Raw genomic sequence first — 22,340 nt, forward strand, 5'->3', positions numbered from 1 at the left:
CGGCCGGGGTGCGGAAGCGCTGACGTGTCGGCCGAGGCTGAGTAGGCTCGGTTCCCATGGAGCATGAGGTGTTCGTACCGGTTCCGGTCCCGGCCCTGCGGCGGACGCTGGACGATCCCGTCCGGGTCGCCCGCTGCGTACCGGGGTTCCAGCAGGACGCCGACGCGTCGTCGGGCCCGCTGACGGGCCGGCTCAGAGTCCGGGCCGGCGGCCACACCATCACCTACCGGGGCACGCTGCGCCTCACCCCGCTGCCGGGCGACCCGGACGTGGAATCCGTCCACACCGTCCGGGTGGAGGGCGAGGGCACGGAGGCGCGGGGCGACGGTTCGGCGCGGCTGAGGATGACCCTCCGGCTGACGGAGGGCGCCGAGGGCACGTCGGTCGCCTTCGACTCCGCGGTGACCGGTGAGGGCCGCCTGCGGGACCTCGAACCGGCGGCGGCGCTGGCCGCGGCCCACCGCCTGCTGGACCGCTTCGCGCAGCAGCTCGTGACGGAGTCCCTGGCCGCCCGGAGCGAGGACGGGGCGGACGGACCGGAGGGGCCTGCGGCCGGACCGGGGCCTGCTGGACCGGGGCCGGCGGGTTCGGGGCAGGTCGGATCAGCGGCCGGATCGTCGGCCGGGACGGCGGAGGAGGCGGCGGTCGGCGAGGCCGTGGAGGAGGCTCTCGAGGAGGCCGCCGAGGAGGCGCCGGAGCGTGAGTCGCTGTTCGACGCGCCCATTCCGCCGTCGTCGCTGGACCCGGTCGCCGGGATCGAGTTCACCGTTCCGGACGAGCCTCCCGCCGAGGCCGCCCACGCCCGGCGCACCATGATCGGCCGCAGCGCGGAGGAGGTCGACCACGCGCCGCCGCGCGGCCGGTACGCCCCGGTGCCCTCGCCGGAGGCGGGCGGGGCGGGTGCCGCGCTGCGCTGGGTCGCCCCGGCGGCGGTGCTGGCCCTCGCGTCGGCGGTGGTGGTGAGCCGGGCTTTGCGGCGCCGGAGGTAGCGGCGCCAGTAGGGTCGTTCCGTGAGCAGTAGCGAAAAGGACGTCCGGCTCTCCGTCGGCGACACAGAGTTGACCGTGAACCCCGTCAACGGCTGCCGGATCAGCAGCCTGCGGATCGGCGGTACCGAGCTGTTGCGGCAGGGGGAGCGGTACGGCTGCTTCCCGATGGTGCCGTGGTGCGGCCGGACCGCGAACGGGCGGTTCCGGGACGGCGGCGTCCTCCACCAGCTGCCGCTGAACGCCCCGCCGCACGCGATCCACGGCACCGGACGCGACACGGCCTGGCACACCGCGCTGGCGAGCGGGACGCAGGCGTCGTTCTACTACGACCTGGCCGACCCCTGGCCGTACCCGGGCCGGGTGACCCAGACCTTCGAGCTGGCCGAGGACTCCCTCACGCTCGCCTTCGGCATCGAGACGTACGGCGACTCCTTCCCGGCGCAGGCCGGCTGGCACCCGTGGTTCCGCCGCCGTCTGGACACCGGGGAAGAGGTCAGGATCGACTTCGACGCGGCCTGGCAGGAGGAGCGCGGCGAGGACCACCTGCCGACCGGCCGCCGGATTCCGCCCCGGCCCGGACCGTGGGACGACTGCTTCGGGATGCCGGACGGTGTCGACGTCACCCTCACCTGGCCGCAGCGGCTGGAGCTGACCGTCAAGAGCCGCTCCGAGTGGGTGGTGATCTACGACGAGCAGGACGAGGCGGTCTGCGTGGAGCCGCAGTCCGGCCCGCCGAACGGGCTGAACACCGACCCCCGCTACGTCACCCCGATCGAGCCGCTGGAGATCGCCACCACGTGGAGCTGGCGCCGGCTCTGAGCTGGAGCTGGTGCCGGCGCTGAGTACGGACACCGGCGGGCCGGAGGCGGCACCTTATCCTCGTAGCCATGACTGACGTACGTGCTGAGCTGCTCCAGCAGATCAAGGACAAGGCCGTGGTCCACGGCAAGGTGACCCTCTCCTCCGGCCTGGAGGCCGACTGGTACATCGATCTGCGCCGCATCACGCTGGACGGCAAGGCCGCTCCGATGGTCGGTCAGGTCATGCTCGACGCGACGGCGGAGCTGGACTACGACTGCGTGGGCGGTCTGACCCTCGGCGCCGACCCGGTCGCCCTGTCGATGCTGTACGCCTCCGCCGCCCGCGGCCAGGAGCTGGACGCCTTCGTCGTCCGCAAGGCGCAGAAGACCCATGGGATGCAGCGCCGCATCGAGGGCACGGACGTCAAGGGCCGGCGCTGCCTCGTGGTCGAGGACACCTCGACCACCGGCGGCTCGCCGCTGACGGCCGTCGAGGCGGTGCGCGAGGCCGGTGGCGAGGTGGTCGCGGTGGCCGTGATCGTGGAGCGCGGTGCCGCCCCCGCCATCGCCGAGGCGGGCCTCCCGTACATCCACGCCTACACCGTCCCGGATCTCGACCTGGGATGACCTGCGGGTTTGCCCCGAGGCGGTCGGTTTCACGTGAAACCGGCCGCCTTTGTCGTATGTCCGTGGGCGTGTGCCGCCCTCGCCGGGGGCACCGCCGGGTGGAGCCGGAAGCAGAGTCTGGGAAGATGGGGGCGACGATGACGTCGCCCCCAGGTCAGGGACCTAGCAACGCACACCCGCACATCCCAAGGAGCGGACAGATGCCCATCGCAACCCCCGAGGCATACGCCGAGATGCTCGACCGGGCGAAGGCAGGCAAGTTCGCCTACCCGGCCATCAACGTGACGTCGACCCAGACCCTGCACGCCGCCCTGCGCGGCTTCGCGGAGGCCGAGAGCGACGGCATCGTGCAGATCTCGACCGGCGGCGCGGAGTTCCTGGGCGGCCAGTACAACAAGGACATGGTCACGGGTGCCGTCGCCCTCGCCGAGTTCGCGCACATCGTCGCCGCCAAGTACGACGTCACCGTCGCGCTGCACACCGACCACTGCCCCAAGGACAAGCTGGACGGCTACGTCCGCCCGCTGCTCGACATCTCCGCCGAGCGCGTCGCCAAGGGCCTGAACCCGCTGTTCCAGTCGCACATGTGGGACGGTTCGGCCGAGACGCTGGCCGACAACCTGGCCATCGGCCAGGAGCTGCTGGCCAAGGCCGCCGCCGCCAAGATCATCCTTGAGGTCGAGATCACCCCGACCGGCGGCGAGGAGGACGGCGTCACCCACGAGATCAACGACGAGCTGTACACCACCGTCGACGACGCGCTGCGCACCGCCGAGGCGCTGGGCCTGGGCGAGAAGGGCCGCTACCTGCTGGCCGCCTCCTTCGGCAACGTCCACGGCGTCTACAAGCCGGGCAACGTCGTCCTGCGTCCGGAGCTCCTCAAGGACCTCCAGGAGGGCGTCGGCGCCAAGTACGGCAAGAGCTCCCCGTTCGACTTCGTCTTCCACGGCGGCTCCGGCTCCACCGCCGAGGAGATCACCACCGCGCTGGAGAACGGCGTCGTGAAGATGAACCTCGACACCGACACCCAGTACGCCTTCACCCGCCCGATCGTGGACCACGTGTTCCGCAACTACGACGGCGTGCTGAAGGTCGACGGCGAGGTCGGCAACAAGAAGGTCTACGACCCGCGCAGCTGGGGCAAGTCCGCCGAGGGCGGCATGGCCAAGCGGGTCACGGAGGCGTGCGCCAACCTGCGCTCCACCGGCACCAAGCTGAAGTAGTTCCGTACGGATGTGTGGCGTGGGCCCGTCACCCCTCGGGGTGCCGGGCCCACGGCATGCCCGGACGCGGTACGCCCGACCCGAGGGAGAGCTGTGAGCACGTCCTACGACTTCGACACCGTGATCGACCGCCGGGGCACGTGGTGCGTCCAGTGGGACGGCGTCGCGGACCGCTTCGGGGTGGACGGGCTGCTGCCGTTCACCATCTCCGACATGGACTTCGCGACCGCCCCCGAGGTTCTGGCCGCCCTCCGGGCCCGGATCGACCACGGCGTCTTCGGCTACACGGACTGGCGCCTGGGCGACTTCCGGTCGGCCGTCGCGCACTGGTACGCGACCCGGTACGACACCGAGATCGACACCGGACGGCTGGTCTACGGGCCGTCCGTGCTCAGCCAGCTCTCCCAGCTGCTCCAGATGTGGACGGCCGAGGGGGACGGCGTGGTCGTGCACACCCCCACGTACGACGGGTTCCGCAAGGCGATCACGGGACTCGGGCGGGAGCTGCGCGGGGTGCCGCTGGGCGACACCGAGGCGCTGGAGCGGGAACTCGCCCGCCCGGACAGCACGGTCCTCGTGGTGTGCTCCCCGCACAACCCGTCCGGGAGGGTGTGGACGGAGGCGGAGCTGGCCGGCATGGCCGCGCTCGCCGCGCGCCACGGAGTCGCCGTGATCAGCGACGAGATCCACGCGGACTTCGTGCACGGCGGACGCCCGCACGTGCCGTGGACCAGGGTCGCCGGTGACGGCCGCTGGGCGCTTGTCACCTCGGCCTCGAAGTCGTTCAACTTCCCCGCCCTGACCGGCTCGTACGGGATCATCGGCCGGCCGGAGGACCGGACCGAGTACCTGCGCCGGATGGAGACGGCGGAGGGCCTCGCCTCTCCGGCGGTGCTCTCGCTGACCGCGCACATCGCCGCCTACCGGGAGGGCGGGCCCTGGCTGGACGCGGCACGCGCGTACGTCGCCGGGAACCTCGCCCTGGTCGCCGAGCGGCTGAACGCCGCGTTCCCCGCCCTGGAGTGGGAGCCGCCGCAGGCCGGATACCTGGCCTGGATCGATCTGCGGCGTGCCGGCGTCCGCGACGACGAGGCGTTGCAACGCGTGCTGATCGAGCGGGAACGCGTCGCCGTGATGCCCGGCAGCACCTACGGGGCGGACGGCTTCGTCCGGCTGAACGTGGGATGCCCGCGCGGCAAGGTGGAGGCGGGGCTCGCGGCGCTGATCCGGGGGGTGGAGGCGGTGGCCGGGCGGGGGGCTTGATGGGGCGGCCGGGCCAGGCACACTGGGAGCATGTCGATCCACGAGAACCTCCTCGGGGGCCCGCCCCCGACCCACCTGCCCGACGACCCGGAGCCGCGTGAGCTGCTCGCCGCCGGCACGGCGCCCGCCGACGTCGCCGCGAAGTACCCGACCTCCTCGCTGGCCTGGGCGCAGCTCGCCGACGAGGCGTTCGAGAGCGGCCGGGTCATCGAGTCGTACGCCTACGCCAGGACCGGCTACCACCGGGGCCTCGACGCGCTGCGCCGGTCCGGCTGGAAGGGCCACGGCCCAGTGCCGTTCGAGCACGAGCCGAACCGCGGCTTCCTGCGCGCCCTGCACGCCCTGGCGCGGGCCGCGCAGGCCATCGGTGAGCAGGAGGAGTACGAGCGCTGCTCGACGTTCCTGCGCGACTCCTCGCCGACCGCTGCCGAAACCCTCGGCTAGAGACCGCTCCGAGGCGCCCTCGGCCGGCCCCTCGCGTACCGCAGGCCCCGCACCGCCGCAACCGCGGCCGCGGGGCCTGCGTGCGCCCGGGGGGGCGGAGTCTAGGGCCTGTCCGGCGGATCATGGCCGGGGTCGCGACGCCTGGCACGGCACCTCGCCGCGTTGCCGAAACGCCCGGACAGCTCCGCTGTCAGGCCGCTCCGGCGCCTTGCGCTGCACCGCACCAGACGCCACGCCCTACCCGACCCTGATCCGCCGGACAGGCCCTAGGATGCGAACAGGGGACCGGGGCTCCACTTCCGCAGGGAAGGGGCGGACCGCTACCCGGAAGCTCGTGTCGAGGAGACAGCGATGTCGACGATTCACCCCGACCCCGAAGCCACCGGTGCGGCGACCCCGCACCTCGACTTCGAGGGCAAGACTCCGTACGAGGACTACGTCCAGGCGGATGTCCTGACCCACCTCCAGCACCTCCGCTCGGACGATCCCGGCGAGATGGTCTTCCTGGTCACCACCCAGGTCATGGAGCTGTGGTTCACCGTCATCGTCCATGAGTGGGAGACCGCCGCGCACGCGATGCGCGAGGACCGGCTGGATGTCGCGCAGGACGCCCTGAAGCGGTCCCTGCGCGAGTTGGAGGCCCTGAACGCCTCCTGGACGCCGCTCGCCCAGCTCACCCCCGCCCAGTTCAACTCCTACCGGTCCTCGCTCGGCGAGGGTTCCGGTTTCCAGTCGGCGATGTACCGGCGGATGGAGTTCCTGCTCGGCGACAAGTCCGCGTCCATGCTGGTGCCGCACCGGGGCGCGCCCCGGGTCCACGCCGAGCTGGAGAAGGCACTCGCGGAGCCGAGCCTGTACGACGAGGCCCTGGCGCTGCTCGCCCGGCGCGGCCACGCGATCCCGGAGGCCGTGCTCGGCCGGGACCTGACCCGGAAGTACGAGCCGTCGCCCGAGGTCGAGGCCGTGTGGGCGGAGATCTACGCCAACCCGGACCAGAACGACGAGCTGGTCCGCCTCGGCGAGGTGCTGACCGATGTCGGCGAGCTGGTGTGGCGATGGCGCAACGACCACCTGCTCGCGACCCGGCGGGCCATGGGCTCCAAGACCGGCACCGGCGGCTCGGCGGGCGTGGCCTGGCTGGAGAAGCGGGCCACGAAGAACGTGTTCCCCGAGCTGTGGACGGCCCGCAGCCATGTCTGACCTGCGAGAGCGCGCACTGGCGCTCGACACCGAGGACGCGCTGGCACCCCTGCGCGAACGGTTCACCCTCGATGACACCGTCTACCTGGACGGCAACTCGCTCGGCGCGCTGCCGCGCCACGTGCCCGCCCGGATGCAGGAGGTCCTCACCCGCGAGTGGGGCGAGCTGCGCATCCGGTCGTGGGACGAGAGCGGCTGGTGGACGGCGCCGGAGCGCGTCGGCGACCGCATCGCCCCGATCGTCGGGGCGGCGGCCGGGCAGATCGTCGTCGGGGACTCCACGAGCGTGAACGTCTTCAAGGCCCTCGTCGCCGCGACCCGGCTGGCGCCGGAGGGCCGCGACGAGATCCTGGTCGACGCGCGGACGTTCCCCACGGACGGCTACATCGCGGCCTCGGCCGCCCGGATGACCGGCCACCGCATCGTCCCGGTCGCCCCCGCCGACGTGCCGGACACGGTCGGTCCGCGGACCGCCGCCGTGCTGCTCAACCACGTCGACTACCGCTCGGGCCGGCTGCACGACCTGCCGGGCCTCACGGCCGCGGTGCGGGGCGCGGGAGCGCTCGCCGTCTGGGACCTGTGCCACAGCGCGGGCGCGCTCCCCGTGGGCCTGGACGAGCACGGCGTGGACCTGGCGGTGGGCTGCACGTACAAGTACCTCAACGGCGGCCCCGGCTCGCCCGCGTACCTGTACGTCGCCGAGCGCCATCAGGCGGCGTTCGACTCGCCACTGCCGGGGTGGACGTCGCACGCCGACCCGTTCGCGATGACGCCCGGCTACACCCCGGCCCCGGGCGCGGTCAGGGGCCGGGTCGGCACGCCGGACATCCTGTCCATGCTGGCCCTGGAGGCGTCGCTCGACGTGTGGGACGGGGTCCGGATCGACGCGGTCCGGGCCAAGTCCCTGGCGCTGACGGACTTCTTCCTGGAGTGCGTCGAGGCGTACGCCCCCGAGGGCCGGGTGACCTCGGTGACCCCGGCCGCCCACGCGGAACGGGGCAGCCAGGTCGCGCTGCGGTGCGAGGACGCGGAGCCGGTGATGGCCGAGCTGATCGCGCGCGGCGTGGTCGGGGACCTGCGCCGCCCCGACGTGCTGCGGTTCGGTTTCACACCGCTGTACGTGGGGTTCGCGGACACGGAACGCGCGGCGCGGGTGCTCGCCGACGTTCTGGGCGCCGTGGCGGCGTAGGCTGCCGCATCCGTCCGGTGACCGGCTCGCCCCGGTCACCGGACGGCGTCGTGCGGCGTTCTGCGCGGGCGTCGCCGGGTGCCGATTCCCGGTGCGTGCGGCCGTCCGCCGTACTGGTACCGTCCCCGCAGGTCAGGCCAGTTGGGCCGGGAACCCGGGCACAGGGAGGGTGGAGCAGGATGTCGGATTCTGCCGCGCGCGAGCGGGACGCCGCCGAGACCGAATCGGCCTTCTCCCATCCGGCCGTCGCGCCCGACGCGTCCGCCGCCTACGGCCCCCATCCGGACCAGGTGATCGACTTCTACGCCCCGCGCGGGGGCCGCACCGGCGTGCCCGTCGTGGTGGTGCTGCACGGCGGCGCGTGGCGGGCCCCGTACGACCGGGCGCACGTGTCGCCGTTCGCGGACTTCCTGGCCCGGCGCGGATTCGCCGTGGCCAGCGTCGAGTACCGGCGCGGCAGCGAACTTCCGCAGCAGCGGGGGACCGGTCCGGTCGCGGGCCGCTGGCCGGAGACCTTCGACGACGTGGCCGCCGCGATGGACGCGCTGCCGGCGCTGCTGGCGCGGGAGCTGCCGGCGGCGGACCCCCGCCGGACGGTCGTCACCGGGCACTCCGCGGGCGGGCAACTGGCGCTGTGGGCCGCCGCCCGGCACGTGCTGCCGGAGGGATCGCCGTGGCGGCTGTCTGGGCCGCCCGCGCTGCGCGGGGTGGTGGCGCTTGCGCCGATCGCGGACTTCGCGTCGGCGGTCGCGCTCGACGTGTGCTCGGGTGCGGTCGGGCAGCTCCTCGGACCCGAGTCGGACTTCGCCGAGCGGAGCGCGTACGCCGACCCGGCGCGGCTGCTGCCCACCGGCATCGCGACCGTCGTCGTCCAGGGCACCACGGACCTGACGGTGCCGTCGGCCGTCTCCGAGGCGTTCGTGGACGCGGCGGCGAAGGAGGGCGAGACGGTGGGGCTGACGCTGCTGCCGGACGTCGGCCATTTCCCGCTCATCGACCCGGCCGCCGACGCGTGCGCCGTGGTCGCGGAGGAGATCGCCCAGCTCGCCTGGTAGGCGGGCAGGGGCCACTTGCGGCCCGCATGTAGTACTTGCGACGGATGCCCGGAAATCCGCATCGCTGCGGACGACCCCGTCCGGGGCCCCGCCTACCGTGGAACGCGTGACCGAGACCAAGACCAGAAGCCCGGAACTCCAGCACGCCGCGGGCGCCATCGAGGACCTGCGGCAGGACCTCTTCCGGGACGCCTTCGCCTACCGGCCGATGGGGCCGATGCGCATGGACGGACCGCTGACCCGGCGGCTGCCGGCGGCCCTCGCCGCCCGGGTGGCGTGGGCCCCGCACGCGGCGGTCCTGGGCGCGGCACTGATCACGTTCCTGGCGGGCTTCACCACCGCGGGCAACGGCGGCGTCCTGCTGGCCGGGCTGCTCCCCGCCGTCTGCGTGGCGATGACGCTGATCAGGCCGGTCGGAGCGTTCTGGATGTCCATGGCGCTGGTGCCGGTGGGCGTGATCGTGGGCGGCGGCGACGAGCCGTGGGAGCCGAGCACCTTCATCTCCCACCTGGTGGTGCTGTTCGTCGTCGCGGCGAGGACCCGGCCGCGGACCGCCGCCTGGATGTGGGTGCTCACGCTGCTGCTGGGGCTCGTCGTGGAAGGCGCGCTGACCGGCGGCGCCGGCGGCCCGAACACCGCGGGCGTGGCGGTGGCCTCGGCGTTCGCGCTGCTGGTGGTGAGCCTGGTCCAGGTCCGGCGCGAGGCGCAGCGCGAGGTCACCGTGCAGCGCACCGTGACCGCGGTCGAACGCGACCGGCGCACGCTGCTGGAGGAGCGCACCACGATCGCCCGCGAACTCCACGACGTGGTGGCCCACCACATGTCCGTCGTCGCCATCCAGGCCGAGGCCGCCCCGTACCGGGTGGAGAACCCGCCGCCGGAGCTGGAGCAGGCCTTCGTCACGATCCGGGAGAACGCCGTGGCCGCGCTCACCGAACTGCGCCGGGTGCTCGGCGTCGTCCGGGCGGACGACTACGAGGCCCCGGACGCCCCGCAGCCCACCCTCGCCGACCTGGACCGGTTGCTCGCCAACGTCGGCGAGGCCGGTCTGGTGACCGAGAAGGCGGTGACCGGCGCGGTGCGCGAACTGCCGCAGGGCGTCGAGCTGTCGGCCTACCGGATCATCCAGGAGGCCCTCAGCAACAGCCTGCGCCACGCGCCGGGCGCCACCGCGCGGGTGGAGATCGGCTACGTCCTCGGCGGCCTGGGCCTGCGCGTCGTGAACGGGCCGCCGACCGGTCCGGTGAAGCCGTCGCCGGGGGCCGGCCACGGGATCACCGGGATGCGGGAGCGGGTCGCCATGCTGAACGGGGAGATGACCGCCGAGGCCACCGCGGAGGGCGGTTACGAGGTCACCGCCTTCATCCCGGCCCAGCGGGCCGAGTCGGGGGCACCGGTCGGGCCGTCCGCTGCTTTCGGAGAGCAGGCATGACGATGACACCGCCGCCCCCGGCCCCGCCGATCCGGGTCCTGATCGTCGACGACCAGATGATGGTCCGCGAGGGCTTCTCCGTGCTGCTCAACGCCATGCCGGGCATCGAGGTCGTCGGCGAGGCGGTGAACGGCCGCGAGGCGGTCTCCCAGGTCGCCGCACTCCGCCCCGACGTGGTCCTGATGGACATCCGGATGCCGGAGCTCAACGGCATCGAGGCGACCCGCGAGATCGTCGCCGCCGACGAGGACGCGAAGGTCCTGGTCCTCACCACCTTCGACCTCGACGAGTACGTCTACCAGGCCCTGCGCGCGGGCGCCTCCGGCTTCCTCCTCAAGGACGCGTCGGCCCGTCAGCTCGCGGACGGCGTACGGGTGGTCGCCTCCGGCGAGGCGCTCCTGGCCCCCACCGTCACCCGGCGCCTGATCACCGAGTTCTCGAAGCTGGCCGCGGCTCCCCGGCCCCCGGCCCTGGCCCGGGTCGGCGACCTGACCGAGCGCGAGACGGAGGTGCTCGTCCTCATCGCCCAGGGCCTGTCCAACGCGGAGATCGCCGGGCACCTGGTCGTCGCCGAGTCCACGATCAAGACCCATGTGAGCCGCATCCTGGTCAAGCTCGGCCTCCGCGACCGCACCCAGGCCGCCGTCTTCGCCTACGAGGCCCGCTTGGTCACCCCTTCCTGAACCCCGTACCGGCGCCCGGCACCCCGGCGCCCGGCACCCCCGCGCCCGCCACCCCGGCGGCGGCCCCGCGCGTCGTGCGGCCGGCCGCAGCCCCGCGCACCGGGGCTGGCCCGGCCCGGAGTGGCCGGTTAGCGTCGGGTCATGGAACAGCCCACCACCTCCCCCGCACCGTTCGACCCCTGGTCAGCGGCGTTCGTCGCCGATCCCTACCCCGCCTACGCCGAGCTGCGGGCCACCGGTCGGGCGCACTACTTCGAGGCCACCGACCAGTGGCTCGTCCCGCACTACGCCGACGTGTCGGCCCTGCTGCGCGACCGGCGGCTGGGGCGCACCTACCTCCACCGGTTCACGCACGAGGAGTTCGGCAGGACGCCGCCACCCCCCGAGCACGAGCCGTTCGACACGCTCAACGGCCAGGGCCTGCTGGACCTCGAACCGCCGGACCACACCCGCATCCGGCGCCTGGTCTCCAAGGCGTTCACCCCGCGCACCGTGGAACAGCTCGTCCCCACCGTCCAGCGGCTGGCCGCCGGGCTCGTCGACTCGTTCGTCGAGCAGGGCGGGGGCGACCTGCTCGCGGCCGTCGCCGAGCCGCTGCCCGTCGCCGTGATCGCCGAGATGCTCGGCATCCCAGAGGCCGACCGGGCCCCGCTGCGGCCCTGGTCCGCCGCGATCTGCGGGATGTTCGAGCTCAACCCGTCCGAGGAGACCGCCCGCGCCGCCGTCCGCGCCTCCGTCGAGTTCTCCGCGTATCTGCGGGAGCTGATCGCCGAGCGCCGGACCAACCCCGGCCCCGATCTCATCTCGGCCCTGGTCGCCGCTCACGACGAGGGCGAGCGCCTGACCGAGCAGGAAATGATCTCCACCTGTGTCCTCCTCCTGAACGCCGGGCACGAGGCGACGGTCAACACCACGGTCAACGGCTGGTGGACGCTGCTGCGCCACCCCGAACAGCTGGCCGCCCTGCGCGCCGATCACGGGCTGCTGCCCACGGCGCTGGAAGAACTGATGCGATACGACACCCCTCTCCAGATGTTCGAGCGCTGGGTCCTGGACGACATCGAGATCGACGGCACGGTCATTCCCCGGGGCTCCGAGGTGGCGCTGCTCTTCGGCTCCGCCAACCGCGACCCGGCCCGCTTCGCGGACCCGGACACGCTCGACCTCGCCCGGCGGGAGAACCCGCACATCACCTTCGGCGCCGGTATCCACTTCTGCCTGGGGGCCCCGCTGGCCCGCGTCGAGCTGGCCGCCTCCTTCGGAGAGCTGCTGCGCAAGGCGCCCGGCCTGCGCCTGGTCGCCGAACCCGAGTGGAATCCGGGTTACGTCATCAGGGGCGTCAAGGAGCTGCGGGTCGAGGTGTAAGGCCACGGGCGGACGGCGGCCCACCCCGTCGTCCGCCCCACTCGGCCCCGTCCGTTCAGCCCCGTCGGTGCAGCCCCGGCCGTTCAGCTCTGAGGGCCCGGTCAGGTCAGCAGGTCACGGCGGCGCAGTGCCGCCAGCGCACCGGCCACCAGCGCCGCCGCCAGAAGGGTGAGGAGCGTTACCGGTCCCCATTCCATGCCCGCGCCCGGCAGCTTCGGCAGATGCGAGAACGGCGACACGTCCATCACCGGTTGCGGCAGGTCCAGGGCGGGCCCGATCCAGCCGAGCGCCAGGCACACCCCCACCAGGCCCCAGCTCGCGGGCGCCGCCTTCGGTATCGCCCCGTACAGCAGGGCCGTGATCCCGCCGAGCAGCCAGATCGCGGGCAGCTGCACCAGCGAGGCGCCGAGCACCGCCCCGGGCGCGTGTCCGTATCCCGCGGCCAGACCGAGTCCGCCGGCAGTCATGATCAGGGCCGCGCCGCCGAAGGCGATGAGCAGATGACCGGCTGCCCAGCCGGTCCGTCCGGTCGCGCAGGCGAGCACCGGCTCCGCGCGCCCGGCGGTCTCCTCCCCGTGCAGCCGGAGGACCGACGCGGCGATGTACAGGGCCGCGATCATGCCGAGCACGGAGACCATCGAGGCCAGGAACGCGTCGGTGAGGCCGGCCTGACCACCCATCCGCTCGAAGATCTCCCGGGCCTTCTCGTTGTCCCCGACCAGGTCCGCCGCCCCGTCGGCCAGCCCGCCGAAGACGAAGCCGACCACCGCGAAGGACACCGTCCACCCCAGGAGTGCGCCGCGCTGCAGCCGGAACGCGAGAGCCGACGCGGTCGACATCCGACCCCGGGCCGGCCCCGGCCGCGCCGCCAGGAAGCTCATGCCGACGTCCCGGCGCCCGGCGAGCGCGTACGCGAGGCCGGCCTGTACGACCACCGCCCCGACGATCAGCAGCAGCACCCACCACCGCTCGTCCGCGTACGGCCGGACGTTCTCCGCCCAGCCGAGCGGGGAGAGCCAGGTGAGGACGGAGGAGCCGTCGTCCGTCGCCGAGTCGCCCGCGGCCTTCAGGACGAATGCCGCGCCCACCGCGGCCGCCGCGAGCCCCTTCGCCAGGCGCGCGCTCTCCGTGAACTGGGCGGCGATCGCGGCGGTGCAGGCGAACAGCACACCCACCCCGGCGACCGCGGAGGCGAGCGCCACCGCCCCCGCGCCGCCCGTACCCGAGGCGGTCATCCCGGCCACGATCACCAGGGACAGGGCGACCTGGGCGACGAGGGCCGCGAGCAGGGCCGCGGTCAGCGGGGCGCGGCGCCCGACCATGGCGGAGGACAGCATCTCCTGACGGCCGGTCTCCTCCTCCTCACGGGTGTGCCGCACGACGACGACCAGGCTCATCACGGCGGCCAGAGCGGCGCCGAAGGCCAGCATGCGCCAGCTGACCAGCCCGCCCACGGAATTGTCGAAGACGGGCCCGTACATCGCCCGCACGGAGCTGTTGCCGTTCATCGACGCGGCGAGTTCGGCCCGCTGTCCGGGCGTCCCGTAGAGCGAGGAGATGGACGACCCGACGGAGGAGAACGACCCGCCGAGCACGAGGACCCAGACGGGGATGACGATCCGGTCGCGTCTCAGGGCGAGCCTCAGCAGCGTCCAGGTCCCGGCGAGCTGCCCGGCACCGGTCCGCCGGCGTGTACCGGCCGCAGCGGTCAGGGGTACGGCGGTCATCGCGTCACCACCTCCGCCGCCTGCGCGGTGTCCGTCGCGTAGTGGCGGAGGAAGAGCTCCTCCAGCGTGGGCGGGGTGCTGGTCAGGGAGCGGACGCCGGAGGCGGACAGCGCCCTGAGGACGGCGTCCAGCCGGTCGGTGTCGACCTGGAGCGAGACCCGCAGCCCCTGTATGTCCAGGGCGTGCACGCCGGGGAGGCGGGTCAGGCCGTCCGGGGCGCGCATCAGCTCGGCGCTGATGTTCGTCCGCGTCAGATGACGCATCTCCGTCAGCGAACCGGTCTCCACCGTCCGGCCCTGCCGGATGATGCTGACCCGGTCGCAGAGGGACTCCACCTCGCTCAGGATGTGGCTGGAGAGCAGGACCGTACGCCCGCGCTCGCGCTCCTCGGCCACGCAGTGCTGGAAGACCTCCTCCATCAGCGGGTCCAGTCCGCTGGTCGGCTCGTCCAGGATCAGCAGATCGACGTCCGAGGCGAAGGCGGCGACCAGGGCCACCTTCTGCCGGTTGCCCTTGGAGTACGTCCGGCCCTTCTTGGACGGGTCGAGCTCGAACCGGTCGACGAGTTCCGCCCGCCGGGTCTCGTCCAGGCCGCCGCGCAGCCGCCCGAACAGGTCGATCACCTCGCCGCCGGAGAGGTTGCGCCACAGCGTGACGTCGCCGGGGACGTAGGCCACACGGCGGTGGAGTTCGACCGCGTCGTGCCAGGGGTCGCGGCCGAGCAGCCGGGCCGCACCGGAGTCCGGTCTCAGCAGCCCGAGCAGCACCCGGATGGTGGTGGACTTTCCCGAGCCGTTCGGCCCGAGGAAGCCGTGGACCTCACCGGTCTCGACGGACAGGTCGAGACCGTCCAGCGCCTGCGTCCGGCCGAACGACTTGCACAGCCCGGCCACGGAGATTGCCTTCGTCATGCTTTTGAACATACGCTACTTTCACAAATTTATGAAGTTAAGGAAGCGTATAAACTCGAAGGAGTGACAGACGGTGGCCACACAGGGAGTGGAGCGGCATGAGCGGCGAATCCGCAGCGGAGAGCGCACCGGAAGCCGAGGTCCGGAGGCCGGAGGACCGCGACGCGGAGGCGGTCGCCCGCTTCGTCGAACGCTTCGCGTCCGAGATGACCGAGGCCGGCATGCAGCGCATGGCCTCCCGGGTCTTCGCCGCCCTGCTCGCGGACGACGACGCCTCCATGACGTCGGCGGAGCTCGCCCTGGCCCTGCAGATCAGCCCGGCCGCCGTGTCCGGCGCGATCAATTACCTGACCCAGGTCAGCATGGTCGGGCGCGAACGGGAACCGGGTTCGCGCCGCGACCGCTACCGCCTGCACAACGAGATCTGGTACACCACCTTCGCCAGCCGCGACCAGGTGCTCACCCGCTGGGAGCGCACCCTCCGGGACGGCGCGCGCACGCTCGGCGAGCACACCCCGGCCGGTGCCCGGATCGCCGAGACGGCGGCCTTCTTCGAGTTCCTGCAGGCGGAGCTGGAGGGGATGATGGGCCGCTGGCACGAGTACCGCAAAACCCTCGACCTGCCGACGAGCGGTGCGGACGCCTGACGAAGGCCCCGCCCCGGGGGTGCCGCGCCCCCGAAGCCCGCGTCACCCCGCCGGAAGCACCAGCCCCCACGCCCCCGCCCGCACCGTCCACGTCCGCGTCCGCACCGGCCCCGCGACCTGTATGTCCGCCCGGTAGCGGAAGTCCGCCCCCGACACCGTCACGGCCTTCGCCTCCGCGACCACCGGAGCGGTGTCCGGCGCGTCGATCGTCACGGCGGCCACACCCTCGTCACCGCATCCGGACGTCACCGTCACCGAGGCGACCGGACGGTCCAGGTCGTTCAGCACGACGCCGTCGGCCTCCACCCGCAACCGGTGCGTCGCCGTCGCGGTCGGCGGTTCCGGAGGGGCGGGGCGCACCAGCGTGCGCACCAGGGAGCGGCAGGTGTCCCACACGGCGGTCACCCCCGAGCGGTCGGCGCCGGTCCCCGGCGCACCGATCAGCGCGGGGATGCGCAGCGCCCCCAGGACCACGCCGTCGCTGTCGTCCACGAGCAGGTCCAGCCGGCGCACCGCCCCGTCCAGGGCCGTGCGCGCCGCCGCCACGGCACCGCTCGGCACCCCCAGCGAGTGGGCGAGCTCCAGCGTGTCCGACGCGCCCACCGGGATCAGCGACAGAGCGCTCAGGGCGGCCTCCCGCTCCCGGTGCAGCAGGGACACCGCGCGCCGCAGCGCCCGGTCGTCGCCGATCACCACCGGCCGCCGGCCGCCCCGGCGGGACAGCGCGCGGGCGAATTCGCCGGGGCTGTCCGGCAGACAGATCTTCGCGTGCGAGCCCGCGCTCAGCACGTCCTTGGCGATGCGTACGGACTCGCCGTCCGTCCGGCGGGCGACCGGATCGACCACCACCAGCAGATGGGGCGCGCCGTTACCGGGGGGCTGGGCAGCCGACACCTCGGACCTTCCTCGGGTAGCATCTTGGTGCAAGAGCCCCTTGCGCTATTGCGCCAGGGGTTTCGTCTATACCGGGGCAACCGGTTCGACGGTTCGGACTGTGCCGTACAACGACGTACGGCATGTACGGCGTTCTCGTACGCCCCCTGACCTTGGACATGCCCCGCCCGGAAGGGGTGTACGCCTGTGCCCGCACTTGTGCTGCTCGGTGCTCAGTGGGGTGACGAGGGCAAGGGAAAGGCCACCGACCTCCTCGGTGGCTCCGTGGACTATGTGGTGCGCTACCAGGGCGGCAACAACGCCGGCCACACGGTGGTCGTCGGCGACCAGAAGTACGCACTGCATCTCCTCCCCTCCGGCATCCTGTCACCGGGATGTACCCCCGTCATCGGCAACGGTGTCGTCGTCGACCCGGCGGTCCTGCTCTCCGAGCTGAGTGGGCTGAACGACCGCGGCGTGGACACGTCGAAGCTGCTGATCAGCGGTAACGCTCATTTGATCACCCCGTACAACGTCACCGTCGACAAGGTGACGGAACGGTTCCTCGGCAAGCGCAAGATCGGCACCACCGGGCGCGGTATCGGCCCGACGTACGCCGACAAGATCAACCGGGTCGGCATCCGCGTCCAGGACCTCTACGACGAGTCGATCCTGGAGCAGAAGGTCGAGGCGGCCCTGGAGCAGAAGAACCAGCTTCTGGCCAAGGTCTTCAACCGGCGCGCCATCGAGGCCGGCAAGGTCGTCGAGGACATGCTCCAGTACGCGGAGCAGATCAAGCCGTACGTCGCCGACACGACGCTCGTGCTGAACAACGCCATCGACGAGGGCAAGGTCGTCCTGTTCGAGGGCGGCCAGGGCACCCTGCTCGACGTCGACCACGGCACGTACCCGTTCGTCACCTCGTCGAACCCGACCGCGGGCGGCGCCTGCACCGGGGCCGGCGTGGGCCCGACCAAGATCACGCGCGTCATCGGCATCCTCAAGGCGTACACCACCCGCGTCGGCGCCGGCCCGTTCCCGACGGAGCTGCACGACGAGGACGGCGAGGCGCTGCGCCGGATCGGCGGCGAGCGCGGTGTCACCACCGGCCGTGACCGTCGGTGCGGCTGGTTCGACGCGGTCATCGCGCGGTACGCGACGCGGGTCAACGGCCTCACGGACTTCTTCCTCACCAAGCTGGACGTGCTGACCGGCTGGGAGCAGATCCCGGTGTGCGTGGCGTACGAGATCGACGGCAAGCGCGTCGAGGAGCTTCCGTACAGCCAGACCGACTTCCACCACGCGAAGCCCGTCTACGAGATGCTGCCGGGCTGGTCGGAGGACATCACCAAGGCGAAGACCTTCGGCGACCTGCCCAAGAACGCCCAGGCGTACGTGAAGGCGCTGGAGGAGATGTCCGGCGCCCCGATCTCCGCCATCGGCGTCGGCCCCGGCCGTACCGAGACGATCGAGATCAACTCCTTCCTGTAGTCGCAGGGGTGTGCGGAGGGCCGGGGCGGCGGTTGAGCCCCGGCCCTCCGGCGTGCGAGGGCCCGGGGGAGCAGGCTGGTCTAGACCTTGACAGGTTCAGACCAGCGACGGTTGGGTGCAGGGTGCCCGTACGGCCCGCCCGCCGAGGTGTGCGGCGAGCCATGCCCGTCCTCGTCGAAGGAGTGAGCAGCTCTGAACCGCATCAAGAGCATCCTGACCGTACTGAGCGCGGTCGTCGCGACCGCGGCCTTCCTGCCCGGCGTCGCCGCTGCCGCGCCGACCGTCTCGGACACCGTCGCGTCCGGGGCATGCGCACCGCTGTGGAAGTCCTCGACCGCCTACACGGCGGGCGGAACCGTCTCGCATCATGGCCGGAACTGGACGGCGAAGTGGTGGACGCAGAACGAGAACCCGGGCGCCACGAGCGTCTGGGCGGACGGGGGCGCGTGCACGGGGGGAGTGTCCGACTTCGTCATCAGCGAGGAGGAGTTCGACGCGATCTTCCCCAAGCGCCACCCCTTCTACACGTACCAGGGGCTGATCGACGCGCTGCACGCGTACCCGCGCTTCGCCAACACCGGTACCGAGCAGACCAGGAGCCGCGAGGCGGCGGCGTTCCTGACGCACGCCGACTTCGAATCGGTCGGCCTGCAATACGTGAAGGAGATCAACGAGGACAACTACTGGATCAAGTGCGACTACAGCCAGCCGTTCGGCTGTCCGGCGGGCCAGTCCGCGTACTACGGGCGCGGTCCGATCATGTTCAGCTGGAACTTCAACTACAAGGCGGCCGGTGACGCGCTCGGCCTCGATCTGCTCAACGACCCGTGGATGGTGGAGCGCGATCCGTCGGTCGCCTGGCAGACCGCGCTCTGGTACTGGAACACGCAGAACGGCCCCGGCACCATGACGTCCCATGAGGCCATGGTCGGCGGCGCGGGCTTCGGTGAGACGATCCGCTCGCTGAACGGCTCGCTGGAGTGCAACGGCGGCAACCCCGGCTCGGTGCGGGCAAGGGCCGCCAAGTACGAGCACATCACGGAGGTCATCGGCGTCGACCCGGGCTCGCACCTCACCTGCTGACGCCTTTTCAAACCCCGGAACGGCCGCGGTCCCGCATCGCGGACAGGTTCCGGGGTTTTTCGCTCCTTGGGGTCAATTTGCCTGGTCCAGACCTTGACAGGTCCAGACCAATCGCGCTTGAGTGACGGCAACCCCCCACAGCGGCGCACCGCGACGAGTCGTGCGCCGCGACGAAGGAGTGTGCAGATGTACCGACGCATCATGGGCCTGCTCGCCGCGCTGGGCGCGGTTGTCGCGGGAGTCGTCGTACTTCCCGCCACCACGGCATCGGCCGCCGACTGCGCGGCCCCCTGGAGTGCCGGCTCCGTCTACACCGGCGGCGGCACGGCCTCGTACAACGGGCACAACTGGACTGCCAAGTGGTGGACGCAGAACGAGAAGCCCGGCAGCTCCGACGTCTGGTCCGACAAGGGCGCGTGCGGCAGCGGTGGCGGGACGGACCCCGGCGATCCGGGCACGCCCTCCGGCTTCGTGGTCAGCGAGGCGCAGTTCAACCAGATGTTCCCCAACCGCAGTTCCTTCTACACGTACAGCGGACTGGTCGACGCCCTGGGGGCCTACCCGGGCTTCGCCAAGACCGGCAGCGACACCGTGAAGAAGCAGGAGGCCGCCGCCTTCCTCGCCAACGTCAGCCACGAGACCGGCGGACTGGTGTACGTCAAGGAGCAGAACACCGCCAACTACCCGCACTACTGCGACAGCAGCCAGCCCTACGGCTGCCCGGCCGGCCAGGCCGCGTACTACGGACGCGGTCCGATCCAGCTCAGCTGGAACTTCAACTACAAGGCGGCCGGGGACGCGCTCGGCATCGACCTGCTGGGCAACCCGTACCTGGTCGAGCAGAACTCCGCCGTGGCCTGGAAGACCGGCCTCTGGTACTGGAACACCCAGAACGGCCCCGGCACCATGACCGCGCACAACGCCATGGTGAACGGCGCCGGTTTCGGTGAGACGATCCGCTCCATCAACGGGTCGCTGGAGTGCAACGGCGGCAACCCCGCCCAGGTCCAGAGCCGCGTCAACAAGTACCAGGCATTCGTGCAGATTCTCGGCACCACGCCCGGCTCCAACCTGAGCTGCTGACCGACGAGTTCACTCGTGTGGGGGATGCCTCCGGCCTCGTGGCCGGAGGCATCCCCCCTCGCGTTGTCAGTGGTGGCCCCTAGCGTCGGAAGCGTCAGTCAGCGGCACGGGCGGCGGTCGGCGCACGAGGGAAGAGGTCACCACGATGGAATTCAGGATCGAACGCGGCGAACTGGCGAATGCCGTGGCCTGGGCCGCCCGGGTACTGCCCGCCAGGTCCCCCGTGCCCGTCCTGGGCGGCCTGCTGCTGGAGGCGGCGGACGGCGGACTGAGCATCTCCGGCCTGGACTACGAGGCGTCCGCCCGCATCGAGGCCGTGGCCCGCACCGAGCGGCCGGGCAAGGTCCTGGTCATGGGCCGCCGGCTGCTGGACGTGTGCAAGGTGCTGCCCGAGGGGGCGGTGGAGTGCGCCGTCGAGGGCTCGCGGTTCACGGTGAGGAGCGGGGGCGCCGGCTTCGGCCTCTCGGTCCTCCCGCTGGACGACTACCCCGCGCTGCCGCCGCTGCCGGAAGTCCTCGGGGAGGTGGACGGACAGGAGTTCGCGGCGGCCGTCGCTCATGTGTCGGTGGCCGCCGGCCGGGACGACACCCTTCCCACGCTCACCGGCATCCGGCTCGGCCTCGACGGTGAGCGGATGACCCTGGCGGCGACGGATCGCTACCGCTTCGCCGTCCGTACGCTCGACTGGCGGCCTGCCGCGGACGGCGTCACGGCGGACGTCGTCGTCTCGGCCCGCCGGCTCAGCGAGATCGCCCGCTCGGTCGGGGCCCGCCCCGGTACGGTCCGCCTCGCCCTGGACGGCGGCTCGGCCGGATTCGAGCGGGAGGGCATGCGCACCACGGTCCGGCTGCTCGACGGCAGACTCCCGCGCCACGACAAGCTGTTCGTGCTGGACCGGCCGGTCAGAGCGGTGACGGCACGCGAATCGCTGGTCGAGGCCGTGAAACGGGTCGCGGTGGTGGCGGACGGCGACAGCCCGCTCCAGTTCGCCTTCGCCTCGGACTCCGTCCTGCTCCAGGCCGGGTACGAGGACGACGTCGCCTCCCAGCGGCTGCCCGCCGCGCTCCTGGGGACCGACGAGATCACCGTCGCGTTCAACCCGTCGTACCTGATGGACGCGCTGGCCTCGTTCGACACCCCGGTCGTCCGGTTCCAGCTGATGGGCCAGGGCCAGCGCGCCATGATCACCGGGCACCCGGACCACGAGGACGCGGCGGCCGCCGCGGACGGAGCGGGGGACACGGTCCACCAGCACCTGCTCATGTCCGTCCGGCCGCTGGTCCAGTGAGGACGCGGGCGCGGACGGCCGGTGCCGGAACTCCTGCCGGCACCGGCGGCCCCGCCCGCTCCGAGGGCTCGTCAGCCGGTCTTCGTGTACGTGAGCTTCTCGCCGCTGGACGTGTTCTCACGGCTCAGCCGGCCGTCCGGGAGCAGGGTGAGTGTGGTCGGCGCGCCCGGGGAGCAGGAGGCCGCGGGCTCGCCCTGGGTGACGGTGGACGGGCCGATGCTGACCGGTTCGCCGGTGGCGGCCTCCTCCGTCAGGGCCGCCTCGAAGACGCAGTGGTAGGTGCCGCCGCCGGAGAGCGGCCCCTCGGCGGTCAGGGTGAGCACGACGTCGCCCACCTCGCCCTGCCGGATGACCAGTTCCCGGGTGGAATGCCCGGTGGCGTTGTCGATGCTGCCGGACCAGGAGCCCAGGTAGGCCTCGGGGATGCCGCCCTCCACGTCGTCGGGCGACGGACTCGTGGAGATGTCGGGGGAGGGGGAGACCTCCACCGTCTCGGTCGGGGTGGGGCCGGCCGAGCGGGTGGGCTTCGGCCCGGGGCTGTCTCCCCTGTCGTTCATGAGCGCGTAGACGGACCCGCCGGCTCCTATCGCCACCAGCACGGCGACGACGATCAGCGCGATGGTCGGACCCCGGCGCCTGCGGGCCGGTTCCGGAGCGGGGGCCGGGTGCTGGATGCCGGTGGGGTAGCCGGGGCCGTACGGGGGTGTGGCACCCGGGCCGGGCTGCTGCGGGTAACCGTAGGGGTAGCCGTGGACCGGGTTCGGCTGCAGCGGATAGCCGTAGCCCTGGCCGTGCTGGAGCTGCTGCTGGGGGTGGCCGTAGCTCTGGACGTGCTGCGGCTGGGCCGGTTGGTGCGGGTGGCCGTAGCCGGGCGGCGGCGCGACGGGCGGGGGCCCGCTCCGCGGGGTGGCGGGCCCGGCCGCGACGGGCGGCGCGGGGACCGGGCCCGGGGCGGGCTGACCGGGGG

Annotated in this window: 20 protein-coding genes and 1 pseudogene; 17 read left to right on the forward strand and 4 right to left on the reverse strand. The window is 72.5% G+C overall.

Translation table 11 applies throughout. The features are described 5' to 3' along the window. Window positions 1-56 precede the first annotated feature (56 nt). From MHW47_RS04785 to MHW47_RS04840, 12 genes are all read left to right on the forward strand, one after another. A complete protein-coding gene (locus MHW47_RS04785) occupies window positions 57-989 on the forward strand; it encodes an SRPBCC domain-containing protein (protein ID WP_239221350.1) in 933 nt (310 codons plus the stop codon). Between the two features lie 21 nt (window positions 990-1,010). Further along, window positions 1,011-1,808 carry an aldose 1-epimerase gene (locus tag MHW47_RS04790; RefSeq protein ID WP_239221351.1) on the forward strand — a complete coding sequence of 266 codons (798 nt, stop codon included), beginning with the start codon at window positions 1,011-1,013 and terminating at the stop codon, window positions 1,806-1,808. Window positions 1,809-1,876: 68 nt separating this feature from the next. Continuing rightward, window positions 1,877-2,416 (forward strand): orotate phosphoribosyltransferase, encoded by a 540-nt coding sequence (pyrE, locus tag MHW47_RS04795; RefSeq protein WP_239221352.1) that lies wholly within the window; start codon window positions 1,877-1,879, stop codon window positions 2,414-2,416. A 200-nt stretch (window positions 2,417-2,616) separates the two neighbouring features. Further along, complete coding sequence (fbaA, locus tag MHW47_RS04800; RefSeq protein WP_239221353.1) at window positions 2,617-3,639, forward strand: class II fructose-bisphosphate aldolase; 1,023 nt, start codon at window positions 2,617-2,619, stop codon at window positions 3,637-3,639. Window positions 3,640-3,732: 93 nt separating this feature from the next. Next, the gene (locus tag MHW47_RS04805) at window positions 3,733-4,902 is read left to right on the forward strand and encodes a MalY/PatB family protein (protein WP_239221354.1); all 1,170 of its coding nucleotides are present in this window, start codon (window positions 3,733-3,735) and stop codon (window positions 4,900-4,902) included. Window positions 4,903-4,932: 30 nt separating this feature from the next. Beyond that, window positions 4,933-5,346, forward strand: coding sequence for a DUF3151 domain-containing protein (locus MHW47_RS04810; protein ID WP_239221355.1), 414 nt, complete (start codon window positions 4,933-4,935; stop codon window positions 5,344-5,346). Window positions 5,347-5,697: 351 nt separating this feature from the next. Then, the gene (locus MHW47_RS04815; RefSeq protein WP_239221356.1) at window positions 5,698-6,546 is read left to right on the forward strand and encodes a tryptophan 2,3-dioxygenase family protein; all 849 of its coding nucleotides are present in this window, start codon (window positions 5,698-5,700) and stop codon (window positions 6,544-6,546) included. After that, a complete protein-coding gene (gene kynU, locus MHW47_RS04820; RefSeq protein ID WP_239221357.1) occupies window positions 6,539-7,735 on the forward strand; it encodes a kynureninase in 1,197 nt (398 codons plus the stop codon). The genes MHW47_RS04815 and kynU overlap by 8 nt, the downstream gene beginning before the upstream one ends. A 179-nt stretch (window positions 7,736-7,914) precedes the next feature. Continuing rightward, on the forward strand, window positions 7,915-8,790 hold the full coding sequence (locus tag MHW47_RS04825; protein ID WP_239221358.1) for a S9 family peptidase: 876 nt from the start codon (window positions 7,915-7,917) through the stop codon (window positions 8,788-8,790). A 106-nt stretch (window positions 8,791-8,896) separates the two neighbouring features. Further along, complete coding sequence (locus MHW47_RS04830; protein WP_239221359.1) at window positions 8,897-10,222, forward strand: sensor histidine kinase; 1,326 nt, start codon at window positions 8,897-8,899, stop codon at window positions 10,220-10,222. Between the two features lie 2 nt (window positions 10,223-10,224). Next, window positions 10,225-10,905, forward strand: a complete 681-nt coding sequence (locus MHW47_RS04835) for a response regulator transcription factor (protein WP_239221370.1) — start codon at window positions 10,225-10,227, stop codon at window positions 10,903-10,905. Between the two features lie 141 nt (window positions 10,906-11,046). Beyond that, entirely contained in the window at window positions 11,047-12,270 is a 1,224-nt protein-coding gene (locus MHW47_RS04840) for a cytochrome P450 (RefSeq protein WP_239221360.1), read from the forward strand. A gap of 101 nt (window positions 12,271-12,371) precedes the next feature. On the opposite strand, the gene MHW47_RS04845 is transcribed toward MHW47_RS04840, so the two are convergent. Both MHW47_RS04845 and MHW47_RS04850 read right to left on the reverse strand, forming a co-directional pair. Then, on the reverse strand, window positions 12,372-13,997 hold the full coding sequence (locus tag MHW47_RS04845) for an ABC transporter permease (protein WP_239221361.1): 1,626 nt from the start codon (window positions 13,995-13,997) through the stop codon (window positions 12,372-12,374). Continuing rightward, the gene (locus tag MHW47_RS04850) at window positions 13,994-14,908 is read right to left on the reverse strand and encodes an ABC transporter ATP-binding protein (RefSeq protein WP_239221362.1); all 915 of its coding nucleotides are present in this window, start codon (window positions 14,906-14,908) and stop codon (window positions 13,994-13,996) included. The genes MHW47_RS04845 and MHW47_RS04850 overlap by 4 nt, the downstream gene beginning before the upstream one ends. A gap of 98 nt (window positions 14,909-15,006) precedes the next feature. Between MHW47_RS04850 and MHW47_RS04855 the strand changes: the two genes are divergently transcribed. Then, a complete protein-coding gene (locus MHW47_RS04855; RefSeq protein WP_239221363.1) occupies window positions 15,007-15,555 on the forward strand; it encodes a GbsR/MarR family transcriptional regulator in 549 nt (182 codons plus the stop codon). A 42-nt stretch (window positions 15,556-15,597) separates the two neighbouring features. Here MHW47_RS04855 and MHW47_RS04860 read toward each other — a convergent pair whose 3' ends face one another. After that, a complete protein-coding gene (locus MHW47_RS04860) occupies window positions 15,598-16,449 on the reverse strand; it encodes a diacylglycerol kinase (protein ID WP_239221364.1) in 852 nt (283 codons plus the stop codon). A 186-nt stretch (window positions 16,450-16,635) separates the two neighbouring features. Between MHW47_RS04860 and MHW47_RS04865 the strand changes: the two genes are divergently transcribed. From MHW47_RS04865 to dnaN, 4 genes are all read left to right on the forward strand, one after another. Then, window positions 16,636-17,919 (forward strand): adenylosuccinate synthase, encoded by a 1,284-nt coding sequence (locus tag MHW47_RS04865; protein ID WP_239221365.1) that lies wholly within the window; start codon window positions 16,636-16,638, stop codon window positions 17,917-17,919. Window positions 17,920-18,111: 192 nt separating this feature from the next. Further along, window positions 18,112-19,002, forward strand: a complete 891-nt coding sequence (locus MHW47_RS04870) for a glycoside hydrolase family 19 protein (protein WP_374230055.1) — start codon at window positions 18,112-18,114, stop codon at window positions 19,000-19,002. 186 nt (window positions 19,003-19,188) lie between these two features. After that, window positions 19,189-20,085 (forward strand): glycoside hydrolase family 19 protein, encoded by an 897-nt coding sequence (locus MHW47_RS04875; protein WP_239221366.1) that lies wholly within the window; start codon window positions 19,189-19,191, stop codon window positions 20,083-20,085. Window positions 20,086-20,230: 145 nt separating this feature from the next. Further along, window positions 20,231-21,373 carry a DNA polymerase III subunit beta gene (gene dnaN / locus MHW47_RS04880; protein ID WP_239221367.1) on the forward strand — a complete coding sequence of 381 codons (1,143 nt, stop codon included), beginning with the start codon at window positions 20,231-20,233 and terminating at the stop codon, window positions 21,371-21,373. A 71-nt stretch (window positions 21,374-21,444) separates the two neighbouring features. Here dnaN and MHW47_RS04885 read toward each other — a convergent pair. Continuing rightward, window positions 21,445-22,340 (reverse strand): annotated as a pseudogene (locus MHW47_RS04885) (serine/threonine protein kinase); the annotation flags it as partial.

This window comes from Streptomyces sp. OfavH-34-F, from assembly GCF_022347745.1.
Taxonomy (GTDB): Bacteria; Actinomycetota; Actinomycetes; order Streptomycetales; family Streptomycetaceae; genus Streptomyces.